General features: G+C 63.8%; 19 protein-coding genes and 1 riboswitch. Of the genes, 11 read left to right on the top strand and 8 right to left on the bottom strand.

Features of this window, described 5'->3' with window-relative positions:
* Positions 1-69: 69 nt before the first annotated feature.
* Genes NKI73_RS24065 through NKI73_RS24040 form a run of 6 tightly spaced genes read left to right on the top strand, consistent with a single transcriptional unit; the run spans position 70 to position 5,867 of the window.
* Positions 70-678, top strand: coding sequence for a CDP-alcohol phosphatidyltransferase family protein (locus tag NKI73_RS24065; RefSeq protein WP_023762285.1), 609 nt, complete (start codon positions 70-72; stop codon positions 676-678).
* Positions 679-717: 39 nt separating this feature from the next.
* Entirely contained in the window at positions 718-2,502 is a 1,785-nt protein-coding gene (locus tag NKI73_RS24060) for a bifunctional alpha/beta hydrolase/class I SAM-dependent methyltransferase (RefSeq protein ID WP_502905604.1), read from the top strand.
* Positions 2,503-2,507: 5 nt separating this feature from the next.
* Complete coding sequence (locus NKI73_RS24055; protein ID WP_352633268.1) at positions 2,508-3,833, top strand: phosphatase PAP2/dual specificity phosphatase family protein; 1,326 nt, start codon at positions 2,508-2,510, stop codon at positions 3,831-3,833.
* Entirely contained in the window at positions 3,830-4,273 is a 444-nt protein-coding gene (locus tag NKI73_RS24050; RefSeq protein ID WP_352633267.1) for a hypothetical protein, read from the top strand. Before NKI73_RS24055 ends, NKI73_RS24050 begins: the two co-directional genes overlap by 4 nt.
* Complete coding sequence (locus tag NKI73_RS24045) at positions 4,270-4,932, top strand: lysophospholipid acyltransferase family protein (protein WP_352633266.1); 663 nt, start codon at positions 4,270-4,272, stop codon at positions 4,930-4,932. The genes NKI73_RS24050 and NKI73_RS24045 overlap by 4 nt, the downstream gene beginning before the upstream one ends.
* Entirely contained in the window at positions 4,932-5,867 is a 936-nt protein-coding gene (locus NKI73_RS24040; protein WP_352633265.1) for a phosphatidate cytidylyltransferase, read from the top strand. The genes NKI73_RS24045 and NKI73_RS24040 overlap by 1 nt, the downstream gene beginning before the upstream one ends.
* Positions 5,868-5,888: 21 nt before the next feature.
* On the opposite strand, the gene NKI73_RS24035 is transcribed toward NKI73_RS24040, so the two are convergent.
* The 4 genes from NKI73_RS24035 to NKI73_RS24020 form a co-directional block, all read right to left on the bottom strand.
* Positions 5,889-6,920 carry a FecCD family ABC transporter permease gene (locus NKI73_RS24035; RefSeq protein WP_502909600.1) on the bottom strand — a complete coding sequence of 344 codons (1,032 nt, stop codon included), beginning with the start codon at positions 6,918-6,920 and terminating at the stop codon, positions 5,889-5,891.
* Positions 6,921-7,221: 301 nt separating this feature from the next.
* Complete coding sequence (locus tag NKI73_RS24030) at positions 7,222-8,169, bottom strand: ABC transporter substrate-binding protein (protein ID WP_352633264.1); 948 nt, start codon at positions 8,167-8,169, stop codon at positions 7,222-7,224.
* A gap of 38 nt (positions 8,170-8,207) precedes the next feature.
* Positions 8,208-8,993, bottom strand: coding sequence for an ABC transporter ATP-binding protein (locus NKI73_RS24025; protein WP_352633263.1), 786 nt, complete (start codon positions 8,991-8,993; stop codon positions 8,208-8,210).
* Positions 8,990-9,394 (bottom strand): DUF1636 family protein, encoded by a 405-nt coding sequence (locus tag NKI73_RS24020; RefSeq protein WP_352633262.1) that lies wholly within the window; start codon positions 9,392-9,394, stop codon positions 8,990-8,992. Before NKI73_RS24020 ends, NKI73_RS24025 begins: the two co-directional genes overlap by 4 nt.
* 93 nt (positions 9,395-9,487) lie before the next feature.
* Positions 9,488-9,694: riboswitch (cobalamin riboswitch) on the bottom strand.
* Between the two features lie 234 nt (positions 9,695-9,928).
* On the opposite strand from NKI73_RS24020, the gene NKI73_RS24015 reads away from it, so the two are divergent.
* Positions 9,929-10,762, top strand: a complete 834-nt coding sequence (locus NKI73_RS24015; RefSeq protein WP_352633261.1) for a GyrI-like domain-containing protein — start codon at positions 9,929-9,931, stop codon at positions 10,760-10,762.
* Between the two features lie 4 nt (positions 10,763-10,766).
* Here the strand turns inward: NKI73_RS24015 and NKI73_RS24010 are convergent, their stop codons facing one another.
* From NKI73_RS24010 to NKI73_RS24000, 3 genes are all read right to left on the bottom strand, one after another.
* Entirely contained in the window at positions 10,767-11,906 is a 1,140-nt protein-coding gene (locus NKI73_RS24010; protein WP_352633260.1) for an alanine racemase, read from the bottom strand.
* Positions 11,903-13,183, bottom strand: a complete 1,281-nt coding sequence (locus NKI73_RS24005) for a D-arabinono-1,4-lactone oxidase (RefSeq protein WP_352633259.1) — start codon at positions 13,181-13,183, stop codon at positions 11,903-11,905. The genes NKI73_RS24010 and NKI73_RS24005 overlap by 4 nt, the downstream gene beginning before the upstream one ends.
* Positions 13,184-13,250: 67 nt before the next feature.
* Positions 13,251-14,438 (bottom strand): MFS transporter, encoded by a 1,188-nt coding sequence (locus NKI73_RS24000; RefSeq protein ID WP_352633258.1) that lies wholly within the window; start codon positions 14,436-14,438, stop codon positions 13,251-13,253.
* 125 nt (positions 14,439-14,563) lie between these two features.
* On the opposite strand from NKI73_RS24000, the gene NKI73_RS23995 reads away from it, so the two are divergent.
* Positions 14,564-15,196: a TetR/AcrR family transcriptional regulator gene (locus NKI73_RS23995; RefSeq protein ID WP_352633257.1), complete on the top strand. Its 633-nt coding sequence runs from the start codon at positions 14,564-14,566 to the stop codon at positions 15,194-15,196.
* A 43-nt stretch (positions 15,197-15,239) separates the two neighbouring features.
* Here the strand turns inward: NKI73_RS23995 and NKI73_RS23990 are convergent, their stop codons facing one another.
* Positions 15,240-16,091, bottom strand: coding sequence for an ATP-grasp domain-containing protein (locus NKI73_RS23990; RefSeq protein WP_352633256.1), 852 nt, complete (start codon positions 16,089-16,091; stop codon positions 15,240-15,242).
* Between the two features lie 86 nt (positions 16,092-16,177).
* Between NKI73_RS23990 and NKI73_RS23985 the strand changes: the two genes are divergently transcribed.
* From NKI73_RS23985 to groEL, 3 genes are all read left to right on the top strand, one after another.
* Entirely contained in the window at positions 16,178-16,975 is a 798-nt protein-coding gene (locus NKI73_RS23985; protein WP_352633255.1) for a class I SAM-dependent methyltransferase, read from the top strand.
* A 184-nt stretch (positions 16,976-17,159) separates the two neighbouring features.
* The gene (groES, locus tag NKI73_RS23980) at positions 17,160-17,456 is read left to right on the top strand and encodes a co-chaperone GroES (RefSeq protein WP_006203049.1); all 297 of its coding nucleotides are present in this window, start codon (positions 17,160-17,162) and stop codon (positions 17,454-17,456) included.
* Between the two features lie 62 nt (positions 17,457-17,518).
* Positions 17,519-18,140 (top strand): chaperonin GroEL (gene groEL, locus NKI73_RS23975; RefSeq protein ID WP_352633254.1); only part of this gene is annotated, 622 nt, incomplete at its 3' end.

Below are 18,140 nucleotides of genomic sequence, written 5' to 3'. Positions count from 1 at the left end.
GCCATGTCATGCTGGTCGTGTCCGACATATTGATGTACAGCCGTTGGTCAGGATCGGGGGATCACGAAAATGCCGACGCTTTACGCTCTCAAGCCGGCTTTCCAGGGAAGGCTGCGGCCGCTGGTCAACCGGCTGGCGGCGATCGGGGTCACCGCAAACAGCATAACCATCCTGGCGGCCGTGATGTCGATCGCGGCCGGTATGGCCATCGCGATCTTGCATGAATGGCGCTGGCTACTGTTGCTTGTCCCCGCAGTGATGTTCGTGCGCATGGCGCTGAATGCCGTGGATGGCATGCTGGCGCGGGAACACGGACAGGCCTCCACGCTCGGCATGTACCTGAACGAGTTTTGCGACGTCGTTTCGGACCTCGCGCTGACACTCCCTTTTGCCGTCTTTCCGGAATTTGGCGCATGGGGCGTCATCGCCTTCGCGATATCGGCCGTCCTGACCGAGTTCGCCGGTGTGCTCGGCATCGCCGCCAAGGTCGGGCGAAACTATGCCGGGCCGTTCGGCAAGAGCGACAGGGCACTGGCGCTGGGCGTGGTCGCGGTGCTGTGCGCGGCCGGGCTCTGGCCGGCATCCATCGCGCCATTTGTGTTTCCGGCCATGGCAACGCTTTCGCTGCTGACCGCCATCAACCGGATACGCGCCGGCCTTATTGGCAGCGCCAGCTGAGCATCGGGGCTCGCCATGCCGCCAAAGGGAAAGACCATGATGCACGAACCGATCGCCGCCGCGGCCACGCAAAGCCTTGAGCGGCAAGCGCAGGAGCGGATCTTCCGCAGCCATGACGGGACGGAGATCTTCTACCGCTTCTGGCCGGCGGCCTCCGCCGATGCCAAGGGAGCGGTGGTGCTCTTCCATCGCGGTCATGAGCATGGCGGCCGCATGGCCCATCTGGTCGACGAATTGCGGATGCCGGACCACGCCTTCTATGCCTGGGATGCGCGCGGCAACGGCCGTTCGTCCGGCGAGCGCGGCTATGCCCCGTCCTTCTCGGCCCTGGTGCGCGACATCGACTGCTTCATGCGCGAGATCGCCGCCAGGGATGGCTTCACCACGCGGGATATCGCGCTGATCGCGCAATCCTTCGGCGCCGTGCTCGCGGCAGCCTGGGTGCACGACTATGCGCCGAAGCTGCGCGCCATGGTGCTGGCCTCACCGGCCTTCTCGGTGAAACTCTACGTGCCGTTCGCCAGGGAAGGCATCGCGTTGTGGCAGAAGATCAAGGGCCGCTTCTTCGTCAATTCCTACGTCAAGGCAAAATTCCTGACCCATGATCCCCTGCGCATCGCCTCTTTCGAGAGCGATCCGCTGATCACCAGGCCGATCGCCTCCAACATCCTGGTCGAACTCTACCAGCACGCGGCGCGCATCGTCACTGATGCCCGCGCCATCACCGTGCCGACGCAGCTGCTGCTCTCGGGCAGCGACTGGGTGGTGCGCCACGGCCCGCAGCACCAGTTCTTCGTCAATCTCGGCAGCCGCACCAAGGAACGCCATGTGTTGCCGGGTTTCTTCCACGATACGCTGGGCGAGCGCGACCGGGCGCGGGCCCTCGACCTGATCCGGCCGTTCCTGGCGAAGCAGTTTGCGGCGCCGGATGCGCCGGTCGACCTGAAGCAGGCGGATATTGCCGGCTACACCCGCGACGAGGCCGACAGGCTTGCCTCGCCGCTCGATCTGTTGTCGCCCAAGGGTCTCTATTGGGCATTCAGCCGTGCCTCCATCCGCATGGGCGCCTGGGTCTCCCAGGGCATGAAGGCCGGCATCGCCACTGGCTTCGATTCCGGCTCGACACTGGATTACGTCTACGAGAACGACGCGCGGGGTCTTACGCCTCTTGGCCGCGTCGTCGATCGCGTCTTCCTGGAAGCCATCGGCTGGCGCGGCATTCGCCAGCGCAAGCTGCATCTCGAAGAGCTGATCGGCTCCAGCCTGGCGACGCTCAAGGCCACCGGCCGGCCGGCGCATATTCTCGACATCGCCGCCGGCCACGGCCGCTATGTTCTCGATGCCATCGTCAAGAGCCCCGACCAGCCGGCGAGCGTGCGCCTGCAGGACTATTCCGACCTCAACGTGCAGCTTGGCCGCAAGCTGATCGCTGAACGGAAATTGCCGGCTGATGTCTCGTTCCAACGCGCCGACGCCTTCGATGCCGGCATGCTCGCTTCGATCGATCCGGCGCCCGACCTCGCCATCGTTTCCGGCCTCTACGAACTGTTCTCCGACAATGCGATGATCGCCCGCTCGCTCGGTGGATTGGCCCATACCATGCAGCCCGGCAGCCTGTTGCTCTACACCAACCAGCCCTGGCACCCGCAGCTCGAGATGATCGCCCGCAGCCTGACGTCGCATCGCGGCGGCGAGGCCTGGGTCATGCGGCGGCGCACGCAAGGCGAGATGGACCAGCTTGTCGAAGCCGCCGGTTTCGAAAAGCTCGACCAGCGCATCGATCAGTGGGGCATCTTCACCGTCTCGGTCGCACGGCGACGCTGAACAGCATGGTGTCATCGCTTGCATCGACCGCACGCACCGAGCCCTATGGACGGGTGGTCGTCAGGGCAGTCCTCTGGCTGGGCTTCCTGGCGCCGTTCTTCTACCTCAGCTACGGCTTCGCCAACTGGCTGGCGTCGCGGCGCGACGACGTCGGCAGCATCGTGTTCTCCTGGGAACACAGCATCCCGTTCCTCGCCTGGACCATCGTGCCTTACTGGTCGATCAACCTGTTCTACGGCCTGTCGCTGCTGCTCAACGACAACAGGCAAGGGGTCGACCGCCTGGCCGGACGTTATCTCACCGCGCAGATCGTCGCCGTTGTCTGCTTCATCCTGTTCCCGCTGACCGCGACGTTCGTGCGGCCGGCAACGACCGGGCTATCGGGCTTCCTGTTTGCCGTGCTCGGCGGTTTCGACAAGCCGTTCAACCAGGCGCCTTCGCTGCACATCGCCCTGCTGGTGATCATCTGGGAACATTGGCGCCACCGGCTCAGCGGCTTTCTTCTGCCGCTCTGGCATGGCTGGTGCTTTCTGATCGGTGCCTCGGTGCTGACGACCTGGCAGCATCACTTCATCGACATCCCGACCGGCGCGCTGCTCGGGTTCTTTGCGCTGTGGCTGTTTCCGCGCAGCGGCGTGTTGCCGTTTTCAGGCGTACGGCTGACCAGCGATGCGAAGGCACGGCGGCTGGCGCTGTTCTATGCGCTGGGCGCCGCCCTTGCGCTGGCCGGTGCCGCGCTCGGCGCTTTCTTTTGCGCCGTCGCGCTTCTCCTGCTTTGGCCGGCGCTGGCGCTGTCCATCGTCGCCTTCGCCTATGCCGGGGCCGGCTCAACGGTGTTCCAGAAATCCGCCGATGGCAGCACCACTCTGGCAAGCCGTATTCTGCTCTTGCCTTACCGCCTCGGCGCCAGAGCCAATATATGGGCCTGGACGCGTAATCTTGCTTCCCAGGCGGCAATTGCCGACGGCGTCTTTCTCGGGCGCTTTCCCACAGCACGCGAGGCCAACAGCTTCGGCACGGTCATCGACCTCGCCGCCGAACTTGAAAAGCCGGCGGGAGCCGATTGCCGCTGGATCAGCTTTCCGATGATCGACCTGTTGCCGCCCGAAATGGCGATACAGCAACAGGCAACCAGCGCGCTGGAGAGCGCGCGCCGCGACGGCACCGTGCTGGTCTGCTGCGCGCTCGGTTTCCAGCGCAGCGCCGGCGTCGTTGCCGAATGGCTGGTGGCGACCGGCAGAGCCAGGACGCCGATGCGTGCCCGCGAGATGCTGATGGCCGCCGGCCGGCCGATCCATCTTGCCGAGGCCACGGAGCGGACGACGTCATGACCGACAACGCCTACCAGGATCGCGCCGATCGCTTCGCCCGCATGCTGATGCAGCAGGCAGCATGGCCGGCCGCGGTCGTGGTGGCCGCAAATATCCTCGCGCCCCTGGCTGCGTCGGCGCGCGGCGCCTTCGAGATCTTGCCTGCAGCCCTCGCGCTGTCGATCACCGCCGCGAGCGCTGTCGCCGTGCTGGCGCTGTCGGCACTGCTGGCGTTCGATGCGCTGCTGTTCCGGCTGATGGGCAGCCACAATGACGAAGCTTCCGGTGGCGCCGCGGTGGACGACATGCTGGCGCGCATGCGCCTGAAGCCCGCCGCGTCCACGACACGCACGCTCGATGACCGCATGGCCGGCACCCGTCGCTTGCTGTTCAAGCAGCGTGCGGCCCTGGCGCTATTTGCCGTAGCGCTTCTGGCGGCGGGGTTTTGGGCGCCGCGATGAACAGGCTTTCGCTCAAGACCTTCACCTTGCTGCAGACGGTAACCTCCGTCGGCCTCTCGGCACTGGCCTGGATGGTGACCGGCGTGCGTCCGATCTGGAGCGGCAGCCTGCCATCCGACCGGCAACGTATCTACTTCGCCAACCACACCAGCCATGGCGACTTCATCCTGTTGTCGGCGTGCCTCAGCGAAAAGGAGCGCGCGATCACGCACGCGGTTGCCGCCGGCGAATATTGGGGAAAGTCACGGCTGCGTCGCTTCATTGCCGAGGACATGCTGTCATCCGTGCTCATCAACCGGCAATGGACGAAGCCTGAGGAAAATCCGATCGAGATCATGCTGTCGGTTCTCGACCAGGGCCACTCGCTGATCCTGTTTCCCGAGGGCACCCGCAACATGACCGAGGAGCCGCTGCTGGCCTTTCGCTCCGGGCTCTACAATCTGTCGATGGCGCGGCCGGAGGTCGAGCTGATCCCGTGCTGGATCGAGAACATGTCGCGCGTGCTGCCCAAGGGCCAGTTCCTGCCGGTGCCGCTGCTGTGCCGCGTCGTCTTCGGCGCACCGGTCGCGGTTGGCCCGGGCGAGGAACGCCGCGCCTTTCTCGAGCGCGCCCACGCCACGCTTCTGGCGCTCAACCCGCGTCCCGAGCGAGACGATTGATGCGCCACGAGATCTCCATCCTGATCATCGGCCTGCTGGCGGTTTTGACCACCGCCAGCATCGTTGCCGCCATACTTTGCGCGCGGGCGCCGAAGCCGCTGAGTTCGACGCTGGTCAATCTCACCCAGCGCATCAACGCCTGGTGGGTGATGGTGGCGATGATGACGGTCGCCTTCTTCTTCGGCCGCTACGGCATGACCATCCTGTTCGCGCTGATCTCCTTCGCCGCGCTGCGCGAATTCGTGACGCTGACGCACACCCGCCGCAGCGACCATTGGGTGCTGCTTGGCATGTTCGGCATCATCATACCGTTTCAGTACTGGCTGGTGTGGACCGCCTGGTACGGGCTCTTCGTCATCTTCATTCCGGTCTACTGCTTCCTGTTGATGCCGGCCATCACGGCGCTGCATGGCGACACCGAACGCTTCCTCGAGCGCATCGCCGCGCAGCAATGGGCGGTGATGATATCGGTCTATTGCGTCAGCCATGTCCCTGCCCTGCTGACGCTCGACGTGCCGGGCTTCGAAGGCCGCACCCTGTTGCTGATCGCCTTCCTGATCATCGTCGTACAAGGCAGCGACGTGCTGCAATACATCTTCGGCAAGCTGTTTGGAAAACACCGCTTTTCGCCGAACGTCTCGCCGTCGAAAACCTGGGAAGGGCTGATCGGCGGACTGGTGTCGGCGAGCCTGCTCGGCGCGCTGTTGTCGTTCGTGACTCCGTTTTCGCCGCTGCAGGCGGCGGCCGTGGCCTTCGTCGCCTGCTCGATGGGATTTCTGGGCGGGCTGGTCGCCTCGGCCATCAAGCGCGACCAGGGCGTCAAGGATTGGGGCCACCTGATCGAAGGTCATGGCGGCATGATGGATCGCACCGATAGCCTGGTCTTCGCTGCCCCGGTGTTCTTTCACATTGTGCGCTATTTCTGGACGATCTGAGTAAACCGTTTCCGACCGCAATCACAGCCGGTTGCGGATCAGCATGGTGACGACGAAGAACGCACCAACAGAACTGGTGATGATGCCGATCGGCAGTTCCTGCGGCGGCAGCAGCGTGCGGGCCAGAAGATCGCTGGCCAGCAAAAGCACCGCGCCGAACACGGCGCAGCTCGCAACCAGGCGCAGATGCAAGGGACCCGCCAGCGGGCGCGACAGATGCGGGATCATCAACCCGACGAAGCCGATGACGCCGGCGACAGAGACAAGGATCGCCGTCGAGAAGGCGGCGACGAGAAACGTCATCCTGCGCATCCGCGCCACCGGCACGCCAAGGCTTTCGGCGGCGTTTTCGCCGGCCAGGAAAGCATCGAGCCGGCGGTGGTTCCACAGCGCGTACGCCAGGATGGTGCCCGCACCTAGCGCGCCCAACCAGATATTGTCCCAGCGCGCCAGGCCAAGGCCGCCCATCGTCCAGAACAGCACGGAGTGGGCGGCGCGCTGGTCGCCGGCAAAGACCAGGTAGTTGGTCAAGGCAGTGAACATGAACGACACGGCAAGGCCGGCGAGGATCAGCCGCTCCGGGCCTTGCCCTTTCACCCGCGCGACCAGCAGTAGGACGATACCGGCAGCCAATAGGCCGCCGGTGAAGGCCGCGACCGGCAACGTCCAGATGCCGAAACTGTCGCCGAAGACGGTGATGACGGAAACGGCGCCGGCGGCGGCTCCCGACGACAGGCCGAACAGGAACGGATCGGCAAGATCGTTGCGGGTCACCGTCTGCAGCAGCGCACCGACGACGCCCAGGCCGGCGCCGACGCAGATGGCCAGGATCGTGCGCGGCAGCCGCAGATCGACGACGATCTTGCCGACCGGACCGGACACGTCGTGCCCACTCAAGCCAATTGCACGGCCAAGCGCGGCAATGACGTCGGTCAACGGGATCAGCGTCGAGCCATAGGCGATCGACAGCAGAGCGAGAGCGGCGATCGCCGCCGCTCCCGTAGTCATTGCCAAGGCGAATGGCTTGCGGCGCAAGCTCACGTTTTCACACATGTCGTTGCCTCGCCATTCAAGATTGGCCGAGGCCCCTCCAACGTCGTCATCCCAGGGCGGAGCAGGCGCGAAGCGCCGTCGCGGAGACCCTGGGATCCATGCCGGGACCTTGGCCGAAGCGTGCAGCGGAGCAGAATTCTGCACCGAAGCAACGCTCGGAAGTCGCGGCATGGATCCTCGGGTCTGCGCCGCGTCGCTACGCTCCTTGCTCCGCCCGTGGATGACGAAGCGATTGATGTTTCAACCAATCGCCAAGGCAAGCCGTCCATCAACACAAGCATATTCGACCCGTCAAACTTCCTCAAAATGCTTCCGGATGCATGGCCTTGGCGATCTTGCCGATCGCCTCGATGTTGGCCGGCCCGGGCGTCAGCTCGGCATAGCGCAATGCAACGAAGCGCTCGTTCTTGACCGCATCCGTCTCCTTCATCGCCGGATGCGCCTTCAGGAAATCGAGCAGCTTCCTGTAGCCGCCGCCGTCCTGGTAATCTAGCAGGATGAGGAATTGCGGATTGCGCGAGGCCACCGTTTCCCAGTCCGTGTTGCCCCAGCTGGTGTCCATGTCGGCCATGATGTTGTCGCCGCCGGCGGCCGATATCATGGCGCTGGGGATGGCGAACTTGCCCGCGGTAAACGGCTTGTCCTCACCGGAATCGTACAGGAACACCCTCGTTCCCTTGCTGTCGCCGATCTTGGCGATGATGATGGCGAGTTGCGTCTTCCAGCCGGAGACAAGCTTCTCCGCCTCGGCCTCCTTGCCGAAGATCTTGCCCAGCTTTTCGACGTCGCCATAGAGCAGGTCCATCGAGGCGGCGGGGCGGGTCTTGTCGAGATGGATGCAGCTTTCCGTCAGCACCAGCGTCTTGATGCCGTGCGGGGCAAGCGTGTCGGGCGTCACCTCGCCGCCCGGCTTCATGCCATAATGCCAGCCGGCGAAGAAGAAATCGGGCTCGACGGCGACGATGTTTTCGAGCGTCGGATACTTTGGCGCCAGTTCCGGGATCGAACCCTGCTCGGCCTTGAATTCGGGGCCGACCTTGTACCATCCGGTAATGCCGGTCAGGCCGACGATCGACGGCTGCAGTTTCAGCGCGAAAGCCATCTCGGCCATGTTGAGATCATGGATGACGGCGCGCTTCGGCGGCGCGTCGAAAGTCAGTGGTTTGCCGCAGCTGTCGACGGTTACCGGGAAGGCCAGGGCTGTCGAGGCCAGCAGCGAGAAGGCAAGCGAAAAGGCGAGGCGTTTCACGGATGTTGCTCCTTTGTTGGAATACGGAACGGCTTCAGTCAGGACGGCGGCGCGGCACGATTCGGAACCTCGAACACCGTCAGTTCGCGGTCTTCGGTCGGGTGGCGCAGACGCAGCACATCGATGCCGAAAATCTCGCGGATCAGCTGTTGGGTCAGCGCTTCGCGCGGTGCGGCGAGCGCTTGCAGACGGGCATGGTTCATCACCGCCACCCTGGTGGCGAAGGGTGCGACCAGCGCCAGATCGTGCAGCACCGCGATCACCGTCATGCTGAAGCCGGCCACGAGTTCGAGCAGTTCGCCGCGGGCGCGCGGGTCGAGATGGTTGGTCGGCTCGTCGAGGAACAGGATTTTTGGCTGCTGCGCGATGGCGCGCGCCAGTTGGGCGCGCTGGCGCTCGCCGCCCGACAGCGAGCCGATGGTGCGGCCAAGCAGCGGCAGCAGACCGGTTTGGCGCAGCGCATCGACGACAATGTCGCGCTCCTCGCTCCTGCGCCTCAGCCCGGTATGCGGGACGCGGCCAAGCTCGACATAGTCGATCACCGCCAGCCGCGGATCGGGCTGGTCGGTCTGGCCGACCACGGCGATATGCAGTGCCCGCTCGGCGGCGGAGATCCTGTCCAGCCGCCGCCCGCCAAGCTTCACCTCGCCTGAGCTCGGTCGCAGCATGCCCGACAGCATGCGCAGCAGCGTCGTCTTGCCGGCGCCGTTGGGTCCAATGATGGCGAGGCGGTCGCCAGCGGCCACCGACAGAGTGACCGCCTGGATCAGATCTCGCCCATTCGCCATGGCGCAGAGGTCGCGCGCTTCGAGAAGCGGCGTCATCGGCTGCTGCCTGCCAGATTGCCCGGAGCCGGGATGCGGGCCAGCGTCTTGCCGGCCAATCCAGCCGGACGCTGCCCGGAATTGCGCCAGCCATCGGCGAGCGAGGCATAGAGTCCGGCGAATCGCACGAGGTCGCCAACATCGGCCTGCGCGTCGATCGAGCCGAAGAGATAGGTGGCCTTGCCTTGTGCCTGGAACGCGACCGTCAGCGGCCGCGCGCAGCCTGCCATGCAATCCACGCCTTCGACCGCGAAGCCGTGCGCCACGGCCGGCTCGCAATGGACAGAGAGCCGGGAGCGCAAATCGGCACTAAGGCCTTCACCCGACCTGATCCCTGTGGGGACGTCACGGCAAAGCGTACACACGATGATGCGATGGATGGGATCGATGGAGCCGTCCAACTTTCCGTCACTTTCCAAAACTGGCGACGGAAGGACGCTGGCGAGCCGGCCGACAAGACCGAAATCCGCGTTTCCTCCCGGCACACCCCGTCCGGTCAACTCATGCTGATGGCAGGTCTCCTGGCTCGCGGGTCGTTGCGCCATCCTGCCTTCCCAGCCTTGCCGGCCAGTGGCATTCACGGATTTTGCTCGCCGCTTACAGTTGCGGGGGCAGCCACGGCCTCGACCTGAGCAGGCCTCACCGTGTTCCCTTTTCACCCCTCGCCTTTCGACTCGGGGACCATCACGGGTCCAGCGTAGATTTCCCCCAATCGCTTCGCAACGGATTTCTCGGACGGAGTGATGGGCCACTCATGTGTGGGGGAAACAGGCATTGCGCGCTCTCATTATGTAATAACATAACGCTCTAGAAGATGCCGCCTGGCACTGTCAAGCGAAAGCCAGCCGATGCTATCGTGCAGATTGCGCAATTTCGATCAAACTGGCTTTGCGGGAAGGTGGCAAGGTGATCCGCCCAATGCGAAAAGGAGCCCCATGAACCCGACCGAGAAAGCGCTGTGGTTCGTCGAAAGCCATTTGCCGGAGGCGATTTCGCTCGACGATGTCGCGCAAAGCAGCGGCGTGTCGCGCTTTCACGTGACGCGTGCGTTTGGCGCTGCCACCGGCCGGTCGGTGATGGGCTACATGCGCGCGCGCCGGCTGAGCGAAGCGGCGCGCAAGCTGGCCGGCGGCGCGCCCGACATTCTCTCGCTCGCGCTCGATGCCGGCTACAACTCGCATGAGGCGTTCACCCGTGCCTTCCGCGACCAGTTCGGCACCACGCCGGAACTGGTGCGCGCGCAAGGCACGCTCAAAAATCTCGACCTCGTGGAGCCGATCCTGATGGACCAGTCCTTTCTTACCAACCTCGAACCGCCGCGCTTCGAGACCAGCCGGCCGTTTCTGATCGCCGGCCTCGGCGAACGCTACAGCTGTGAAACCAGCGCCGCTATCCCGATGCAGTGGCAGCGCTTTGGCCCCTATATCGGCAACATTCCGGGCGAGACAGGCGACGTCGCCTATGGCGTCTGCGTCAACGGCGACGATTCCGGCAATTTCGACTACATCGCCGGCGTCGAGGTGTCGGACTTTTCCAACCTGCCGAAGGAATTCAGCCGGGTGCGGGTGCCGGCGCAGAAATATGCTGTGTTCGCCCACCGCGAACACATCTCGACCATCCGCCGTACGGTCAACACGATCTGGAACAAATGGCTGCCGGCGTCCGGCCATGAAATATCCGATGCGCCGGAGTTCGAGCGCTATGGCCCCGAATTCGATCCGCGCAGCGGCAATGGCGGGCTGGAGATATGGATACCGGTGAGGGCGTAGCCGATCACGCCATCGGTAGCGCCGGCCAGCGATCGATTATCCTGCCGCCGGAAAACACTACGATCGATCCGAATTGCTGCAGCACGGCCTCGCTCTGCGTCGGGCGCAGGAAGGCGTAGTCGTCGGGCCTTGCGGTCGCATCGGCCGGCAAGCCCATGAATTGCTGGTTGGAGGACAGGCCGAGCAGGCCGTTCGTCCGCATACCTTCGGGGAACACGGGCTCGGCCATCCACTTGCCGCCATAGAGGTAGCAGCCCTTGCGTGGAAACCGGCCGAGCGCCTGCAGCAGGCGGGTGACGGCTGGCGGGCCGGGCAGCATCGGCTCGACCACTTTCAGGATCGGCGTTGCGACAAAGGCAGCCGGCTGGAAGCCTTCGAGGCCTGATGTATCGAAATCGCTGGGCAGCACGAAGGCCGAGCCCATCGACACTTCGTTGGCCACGCCGCCATGATGAAGCAATGCTGTCTTGCTGCCGCCGATGTTCAGGATGCGGCGCTGGTCCGGACCGAGGCAAGCGACGAACGCCGCGGCCTGCGCCGACGCCTTTGCCAGGGCTTTCGCCGGTCCACCGAACAGGCCCGGAATGTGCGGCGCATGCGCCTCATAGGCCATGACGCCTTCGCAACGCAGCTTGGCCGGCAGTGCGCTCAACGCCTTCGACAACGCCTCCGGGCTGGCAAAGCCGCCGCGATGCAGTCCGACATCGATCTCGAAAGCGATACGCAGCTCGATGTCGAGTTCGTCAGCGAGTGCGCCATATTCCGCCAGCCGCTCCTGCGTATCGATCAACCAGCAGACACGCGACCAGTCGGCCGCGCCCTTCGAAAGCGCAGCCCTTGCCGCGCCGATCGGCATCGGCTTGCCGTAGAGCAGATCGGCATCGGGAAACGCCTTCAGCACCGCCTCGCTGATCGGCGGATGGAAGGTCATGACGTGATTGGTGCCAAGCGCCTTGCCGATATGGGCAAGCAGAGGCAGGCAGGCGAGCGACTTGTCGACCAGCCGCACGGCGAGGCCGGGATCCAGTCTCCCCTTTACCAGGTCAATGTTGCTGTCCAGCCGGTCGCGATCGAGCAGCAGGCAGGGCTGGAAGATGCCGGCTTCCTTCAGTGCGCCCGACAGGGCGGAAAAATAGGTGCTCATTGTGCGATGCCGAACAAACCGGCCATGTAGGGCGAGACGAAGCGGTTTTGCGGATCGATATCGCGGCGCACCGCCATGGCGTCGTCCCAGCGCGGGTAGAGCTTTTTCAGCTCCGCCGCCTTCAGGCTGTGCATCTTGCCCCAATGCGGCCTGCCGCCATATCTACGAAAGATCGGCTCGACTGCCCGCATGAACGGCAGCGGATCGTTCGCCGCGTCATGATGGATGGCGATCGAGCAGGTCGGCCTCCTGTAGAATGGCGACAGCCAGAATTCGTCGGGCGCAACGGTGCGCACCTCCATCGGGAAATAGACCTCGGGAAAGCGCTTCTCCGTCAGCTCGATGATTTCGACCAGCGCTTTCGGCCCTTCCTCGAACGGCAGATGATATTCCATCTCGTTGAACTTGGTCTGCCGGTCGCTGGCATAGACGTTGAGCCAGTCCTGCACGTAGTCCTCGGCCGGAAATTTGGCGACTGCCGAGCGGATCAGGCGGCCGCGCAGCGACGGCAGCCAGGCAAGCCCGGTGCGCAGCCGACGCAGCGTTCTCAACCCAGCCTCATCCGCTTCCGGCGGTCGCGGGGTCGGTGCTGCGTCGCTGAGATCGCTGGCGATGAACTGGGCGTAACCGGAAAACGGTATGTGGTAGAATTCGGCCGAGCGATGCGCGGCCATCATCGTCTCGAACTCGCGCAGCATGTCGGCGATTGGCAGCACCCATTTGCGGCGGCGCAGCCGGTAGGTCGGGATGTTGTTGAGCGTCACTTCGGTCATCGCGCCGAAGGCGCCGAGCGCGACGCCGATGGCATGGATCGTCTCCTGGTCCCCTGCCCGCTTGAAGTCGCGCAGCTTGCCCAGCCCGTCGACGATCTGCACCGTCTCCAGCTGCGTGTGATAGGCGCCGAGCGTCGGTCCCGAGCCGTGCGTGGCCGTGCCCAGCGCGCCACCGATCGCCTGGCGGTCGATGTCGCCCATATTGGGCAGGCCCTGGCCAATGCCTTGCAGGATGTGCATCAGCGGGCCAAGCCGGGTCCCTGCCCGCACCCGCGCCTGGTTTTTTTCCGGGTCGTGCGAGACCAGCCCGTCCAGTCTCTCCAGCGACAGGATCGTGCCCTCGGATTTCACCAGCGGCGTGAAGGAATGACCGGCGCCGACGACACGCACCGGGCCGGGCGCAGTGCGCACGAGATCGCCAAGTTCGCCGGCATCGGCGGGATTGGCGATCAGCTTCGGTTCGGCGCGCACGAAACCGGACCAGTTGCTCCAATTGCTCGACATGGCGCTCCCCGCTCAGGCTTTTTGTTGGATCATGATCTCTACCGAAAACCGGCCTCACTTTTCGGGATCATGATCTGGCGCGGCGACGCCGCGTCACCAGGATGAACAGACCGAGCAGAAGCACGCTGGCAACGGCGCTGGCGGCGGCGAATTCCGGCACCGGCCGGAAATCCTTGCCGTCGATCAGCAGCGACGCGGCGATCGGCCCGACCGCCAGGCCGAACAGCTGGGCTGCCGGCACCAAGAGCACGGCGGTGCGCGTCTCGTCGGCGGTGATCGCCAGCCGGATCTGGTAGGGCACGATGAACAAGAGGATGAAGCCCATGACCAGGGCGGCGACCCAGAATGTGGTGAGGCCAGGTCCGCTGGCGAGAACTAGCGAGCTGACAAGCGCGACGGTGCCGATCGCCGCGATGGCCAAGCGATAATCGATGCGCGCCTCGAAGACGGTCGCCGTCATCGCGCCCAGGACCTGCGCCGCGAGGCTCGCCGAGACGATCAGGCCGACGGTGCGGCCATCGATGCCGTATTGTGCGCCAAGCGGTTCCAGAAAGGCCCAGACCGCACCGAAGAACATGAAGTAGCAGAACACCGACAGCAGCGCGGTCAGCGAGGGAACCGTCAGCACATTGGCCAGGTTCTCTTCCTTCGGGAGATCGGCATAGTCCCCGGGGACGGTGAAGGCGACCGCCAGCGACGCGACACAGACGACGGCAAGAACGATGAAGCCGCCTGCCGATCCGGCTGCCGGGATGACATAGAGCGCCAGCAACAGGGCAAGCGCGCATTGCGCCAGCGTCTGCATGGTGACGAAAAAGCCGCCGATGCGCTCGGCGCGCCGCGAACGGGCGATCAACTCCGTGGCGGCCGCGACCAGACCGCCCTCGGCCAGCCCGGCCAGGGCGCGGGCCGTGATCAGCGTGTTGGCGGTTGCGGCATAGGCCGTCCACACATTGGCCAGCGCCAGCAGCAGCAGGAGGGCCGCACTTTTCCAGCGCATCTTGTGCGCCGAAAGCAGCATCGCCACGACAGCCGAACCGACGGCGATGGCGATCATCTCGGCGGTCGCGACCAGCGCCAGCTCATCGCCGCTGACATGGCCCTCGGTGTAGAGCGCGCCCAGCAACACGGGCTGCAGCCCGAGGATGAGCAAGCCGACCGAACCGATCCACAGGGCCGAGGCAAGCTGCCAACCTGTCGGATTGCCGACCAGCCAGTCGCCATTGCCCAAGTGGCCGGCATTTGTCGAAGTCAAAGGCGCCTCCCCAACGTCCTTGCCGCGCGGCAAAAAAACTGACAACCTGTCAGCATTTATAGAAGCTGATACTTGATCACATTTCTTGTCAACCGGAATTTGAAAACCGTGCGAAAGATCGATGCATGACGGAAGTGAAGAGAACAGCCACCGAGCCCAGGCGCAGGCCCAAGCAGGAACGCAGCCGCGAGCGCATCGACGCGATCCTGTCGACGACCATGCGGCTGATCGGCGAGAAGGGCATCGACGCCGTCACCATGAAGGAAGTCGGCATGCTGGCGGGTGGGCCGATCGCCACCGTCTACCATTATTTTCCCAACAAATCGGCGATCCTGGCGATGCTCTACGAGCGGTTTTCAGAGGTCAGCCGTGCACGGCTGACGGCGATCATCGCCGACATCCGCGAGGCCAAGGACGTGATCGCCGCCGCCGACCGGCTGCTTGACGACTATCTCAGCCGCGTCGCCGGCGATCCGGCCATCCAGGATCTGCAGAATGCCATCCAGGCCGACAAGGCGCTCAAGAATCTCGACATCGCAGAAACCCGACATCAAGCCAGGATGTTCTGCGACCACGTCATCACTCTGCTAGAACCCGAGAAGCGCGAGCGGTTCGAACGCATGGTTCTACTGATCTTCCAGCTCGCCGGCGGCGTGGTGCGCCTGGCGCTCGCCGAGGGCGAAGCGGAAAGCCGCCGCACGATCGAAGATTATCGTTCGATCATTCACACGCAGCTGGGCCTGTTTTTTAACGACTGACTCAGGCGGGACGGCGCGACGACGATCTCGGCCAGCTATCGGCCTATCTCGCCCGATGAATGATGCCCTCGAAGCCGTCGGCCAGATCGGAAGCGCCGGCAGCGAACATCTTCACGAGGTTTTTGGGACGGCCTGGGGTGTTGTTGGCATCGAGGAGGATTGCCCTGCCCTCATGAATGACGAAATCGAACTTCCCGTAGTCAAAGCCTAGCTCACGTCGCCGCTCGCGCATTTCGTCAGGAACGGGAACGGTCTCACGTCGGATCGTTTCCGATGCCTTGACCAGGCTGTTTGGCGATATATAGCGGGTGCAACGCTCGCGCTCTCCGCAAAACACCCAGAAGCGTGCCGCGAAGCCGTCGGGTTCTCTTTCAGGAATGAACTTTTCCACGACCAGATCATCGCGCTCGAAGACGCCATCTGGAACGTCGCCGAGAGATCCATAGATCTGATAGGGCGGCAGGGTCTGCATGTGCGGAAAAGGCGGCGATTTCCCCGCGCGCTCCGATCGCCGGTTGAGGAGCGTCTCCGGAATACCCTGGTTATTGAGGTCGCTTTTGACGATGACCGGGCCTTGCCAGGAATCTCCGTCGACTATCAACGCTCCACTGACCCGTCGTTTGGATATGTCGGACGCCCCCAGATTGAGGCAGAATGGAAAACTCCGTGCATAGTCGACATAGTCTGCGGACGTCACCGTGGCATCAACGTGCAGAACCGCGATGTCGGCGCTGTGTGCCTTCGACGGACCTTGTTGAACCCGGACCGAATGGCCACGCCTTTTCAGTTTCCCAAGAATATCGAAAAGCAAATAAGGGCTGTCCCTGCGCAGCAGGAGGTTGCGCTTGCCCAGAAACCGGTCATGCTCATGCGTTATGACAACGATGCGCGACACAGCTAACCTCCTTGGCTTCATCCCCACTTCTATTAAGCGGCTATGAGCATTCGGCGCCAGACTTTCTTAGCCTCCGGCGAATTTGCATGACAGATCATTGGGACAATTATCATCGGCACTGGCAGCTACTGGACGCGCCGTTGCGGCCGCCGCCGGAAACAGTTGGCATTGTCAAGCGCGAGCTCGATCTGGACGAGGCCGATGTTCTGCTGCTGGGCGTTACTCCGGAACTGGCGGGCCTTGGCCGGACGATGCTGGCGGTCGATGGATCCGCTGCAATGGTTTCCGGCGTGTGGCCGGGCGACGACGCCTGTCGCAGAGCGATGACCGGGAATTGGCTGAGCCTTTCAATCGGCAACGCCAGCCTCGACGCAGTCATTGGTGACGGTTGCTTGACCGTCGTCGATTCCGCACGCTCTCGCCGCGCGCTGCTGAGCGAGATCGCCAGAGTCCTGAAGCCGCAGGGGCAGGTAGCGATCCGCGTTTTCGCCGGCCCAGAGACGTTTGACGATTTGCGCAGCATCGAGGCCCAAGCCTTGGCCGGCGAGGTCGGGAATTTCCACGCCCTCAAATGGCGCATAGCAATGGCGTGTACGACGAACGATTGCGACCGCGCCATAAAGGTGCAGGCAATCCGCGATGCTTTTGACAAGAACTTTCCCGACCGCAGAGCCCTTGCCGCGAACACGGGATGGAGCATGGCCTCCATCAACACCATCGATGTTTATGCAGGTTCCGAAACGATTTATTGCTTCGCGACGCTGGCCATGCTGATCGATGAGGCGAGCGGCTGCTTCGGCGACGTGCGTGTCGTGCCGAGCGGCTCGTACCCGCTGGCGGAACGGTGCCCGCTTCTGGTGCTTGGATCGCCAAGGCGCCGGTAAGTTCATTGTCGGGCGCGGCAGGGCTTTGATCGAGCAATTCATGGCTCCGAGCGCCTTGACTCCGGCGAGCCGCCAGCCTATTTCAGCGCCACGTTAGCACTCGCCATTGGTGAGTGCTAACTCATATGTCCGGCGCCGCCGGACGGAGGAACTGTTTCTCACCGTTCTCATCGAGGAAGAAAAAATGGCAAAGTCGAAGTTCCGCCCGCTTCATGACCGCGTGGTCGTTCGCCGGGTCGAATCCGAATCCAAGACCGCCGGCGGGATCATCATCCCGGATACGGCAAAGGAAAAGCCGCAGGAAGGCGAGATCATCGCTGTCGGCTCCGGCGCTCGTGATGAAGCTGGCAAGCTGGTCCCCCTGGACGTCAAGGCTGGCGACCGCATCCTGTTCGGCAAGTGGTCGGGCACCGAAGTCAAGCTCAATGGCGAAGACCTTCTGATCATGAAGGAATCCGACATCATGGGCATCATCGGCTGATATCAAGCCTTTCCCTCAACTGAATTCCCGGGCTCAATCAAAGCCCCTGCCAGGAGCTAAAAATGGCTGCCAAAGACGTAAAATTCTCCCGTGATGCCCGCGAGCGCATGCTGCGCGGCGTCAACATCCTCGCCGACGCGGTGAAGGTCACGCTCGGCCCCAAGGGCCGCAACGTCGTCATCGACAAGTCGTTCGGCGCGCCGCGCATCACCAAGGACGGCGTCACCGTCGCCAAGGAAATCGAACTTGAGGACAAGTTCGAAAACATGGGCGCGCAGATGGTCCGCGAAGTTGCTTCGAAGACCAACGACATCGCCGGCGACGGCACCACGACCGCGACCGTTCTGGCGCAGTCGATCGTCCAGGAAGGCCACAAGGCGGTTGCCGCCGGCATGAACCCGATGGACCTGAAGCGCGGCATCGATCTGGCCGTGACCGAAGTCGTCTCGGCGCTCGGCAAGGCCGCCAAGAAGATCAAGACCTCCGAGGAAGTTGCCCAGGTCGGCACGATCTCGGCCAATGGCGACGAGTCGGTCGGCAAGATGATCGCGGAAGCGATGCAGAAGGTCGGCAACGAAGGCGTCATCACGGTTGAGGAAGCCAAGACCGCCGAGACCGAACTCGAAGTCGTCGAAGGCATGCAGTTCGACCGCGGCTACCTCTCGCCCTACTTCGTCACCAACG

Source organism: Mesorhizobium sp. M0496, from assembly GCF_040321205.1.
Classification (GTDB): Bacteria; Pseudomonadota; Alphaproteobacteria; order Rhizobiales; family Rhizobiaceae; genus Mesorhizobium.
This window is presented reverse-complemented; position numbering and strand designations above follow the sequence as displayed.